At 41.8% G+C, this 2,406-nt stretch carries 3 protein-coding genes; all 3 read right to left on the bottom strand.

Annotated elements, in window-relative coordinates:
• Window positions 1-781: hemolysin family protein (locus CK510_RS29410; RefSeq protein ID WP_245912504.1), on the bottom strand; the 781-nt coding region annotated here is incomplete at its 3' end.
• 209 nt (window positions 782-990) lie between these two features.
• The gene (locus CK510_RS29405; RefSeq protein ID WP_095724988.1) at window positions 991-1,947 is read right to left on the bottom strand and encodes an isoaspartyl peptidase/L-asparaginase; all 957 of its coding nucleotides are present in this window, start codon (window positions 1,945-1,947) and stop codon (window positions 991-993) included.
• Between the two features lie 52 nt (window positions 1,948-1,999).
• On the bottom strand, window positions 2,000-2,161 hold the full coding sequence (locus CK510_RS29400; protein ID WP_095724987.1) for a DUF2256 domain-containing protein: 162 nt from the start codon (window positions 2,159-2,161) through the stop codon (window positions 2,000-2,002).
• Window positions 2,162-2,406: the final 245 nt, after the last annotated feature.

Below are 2,406 nucleotides of genomic sequence, written 5' to 3'. Positions count from 1 at the left end.
CTGGGTAACAAGAATGACCAGTAGTTGCCATGAGTTTGAAAAGTGCTTGCAAAGGGGCATTTTGGGGCAACGACACAATACTGGTACGGGGAACCATAACAGCTTGAACAGTAGCTTCTCCAAATTCAAAAACCTTTTTTAACAGTTCCCGTTCTTCAGCCAGCAGTCCAATTGACTCTTTTTCTGTGGAGATAATTAACTGCAATTCTTCAGATGTAACCGGAGGTCGCCAACTTTTACTGTTGTATTCGATACCAAAAAACTTGAGTAAACAACGGGTTGATTGATTGAGTACCCAAACAAAAGGTCGAAAAAACCTGACAATAGCTTTAATTAAAGGTCCCAAAAACCGGGCTAATTGCTCGGAGTGGAGCATTGCGATTGATTTTGGACATAGTTCACCTAAAACTATTTGCAAATAGGCAATCGAACAAAACGCGATCGGGATTGCTAACGAATGGGTGACAAGGGGATTGCTACGATTCCATAAAGGTAATGATTTTAGCCAAATATCGATTAACGTCACAACTGTACTCTCCCCAATCCAGCCCAAAGCCAAACTCGAAAGAGTAATACCCAACTGGGTTGTAGATAGAAGTCGATGTATACCACGCTGTAAAGCTTCAACCGCGATCGCACCAACATCACCAGATTCAACTAGCTGTTGAATCCGCGATCGCCTTACCGTCACCAACGAAAACTCTGCCATAACAAAAAAGGCATTAATTGCAATCAGGAACAACACCGACAACAACCTCAGCCATACATCTGTCCAATTCACCTGACTGATTACCACTCCGTTGCTTGATGATGTTAAAAAAATCTCGCTGGCTTTAACCGATTATCCAAATCAAAAATTACGGATTGAAGTATCGAATATTCCAGTCGCAAGGTAGTTAATTGGGGAATGGGGGATGGGGCATAAAGAATGAATATAGTAAGTCTTTTTCCATTATTTATTATTCAATTCCCACTGCCCAATTCCCAATTTCAAATAATCCCAACTTCCATACCTTCTCCAATTTCCAGTGTATCGCCCATTTTTTCGCCGTCATGGTAAGCAGCAAGTATAACTTCGCTAGTTTTACCCCAGGCAATATTACCTTGACCATCAAGTGCGATCGCGCCTAAATCCCGTTTGTTTTTCTCTGCTTCTGCAAACGATCGCTGCATTGCTTCATGTAATGACATGCCATCAGTTACCCGCACCACAATTCGCGCTGCCAAACATTCATCAATAATATCTTCACCAATTCCTGTACAGCTAACACCTGCGTACTGAGTTGCATAATTTCCCGCAGGCATAGCAGAATCACTGACTCTACCAATCCGCTCAAAGCCTTTACCGCCTGTGGATGTGCCAGCAACTAATTTCCCTTGAGTATCTAAAGCAACAACACCAATAGTCCCGCGTCGGGCTGTACTGGTTTCTGCAACTTCCTTAAAATCGGCTTCGGCAACAACACCAGCCATACTACGTTGGAAATTATCTTGACGTTCCCCAATCCATTCCTGCAAGCGCAAATCAGTTAAACCGTTGTAGCTGGGGATTTGTAATTCCCGTGCCAGTTCCGCAGCACCGTAATCGGAAAGAACGCGATCGGGTGAAGATTGTAAATATTGGGCTACGTTGATGGGGTTTTTGACTCGCGAAATATTAATTACACCACTAAAGCTTTGGGTTGCACCATCCATTAAAGAAGCACTCATGCGGATTTGCCCATCAGATTGGAGAACCGAACCCGTACCAGCATTAAAGCGGGGATTATCTTCTAATAATTGGCAACCGAGTACAACCGCGTCTTTGGCACTTCCACCTGATACAAGTAAATGATAAACTTCTTCAATTACTTTATAGAGCGATCGCCTAACTACTTCAACTCCACCTTTGCCTTTGAGGGAACTACCCGCTCCACCGTGAATAATTAATTTAGGTTGCACCTGAATAACTCCGTACTGGTTAATAGTATTGGTTAATAGTTAATATCTAAAAAATCAACTAATCATCTGTTATAGCTTGAGAACGTCTACGACGGCATCGTTCGGAGCAATATTTTACCTCATCCCAGCATCTTTCCCATTTTTTTCGCCAGGTAAAGGGTAATCCACACACAGGGCAAATTTTGGTAGGCAAGTCAGATTTTGAACGAGCGTGTGCCATATTTTTTTTGCCCCATATTTTTTTTGAATACGAAATGTGACCAGTATTCTAACTTGAACGGATTTTATTTTCTGAAAATAATAAAATTCTAATTTGAAATTCTTTCCATCCTATTAAAATCCCCTCGTTAAAAACCAAGGGATTTACACAAAACTTTCTCGAAGGGTAGTTAGAGTGTTCCAAGTAAAAAAGTGCCCAATTGTCATGCTGAATGGAGCGAAGCGCAATGAAGCATCTCTGTCTAT

The organism is Brunnivagina elsteri CCALA 953, from assembly GCF_002289455.1.
In the GTDB taxonomy this organism is placed as follows: Bacteria; Cyanobacteriota; Cyanobacteriia; order Cyanobacteriales; family Nostocaceae; genus Brunnivagina; species Brunnivagina elsteri.
The sequence above is the reverse complement of the archived record's forward strand: the minus strand, read 5'-3'. Positions and strand labels throughout refer to the sequence as shown.

What these genes read in the sequence shown, in the direction of transcription:
- CK510_RS29400 (WP_095724987.1), bottom strand. Translation starts at nt 2,161, where the DNA reads ATGGCACACGCTCGTTCAAAATCTGACTTGCCTACCAAAATTTGCCCT.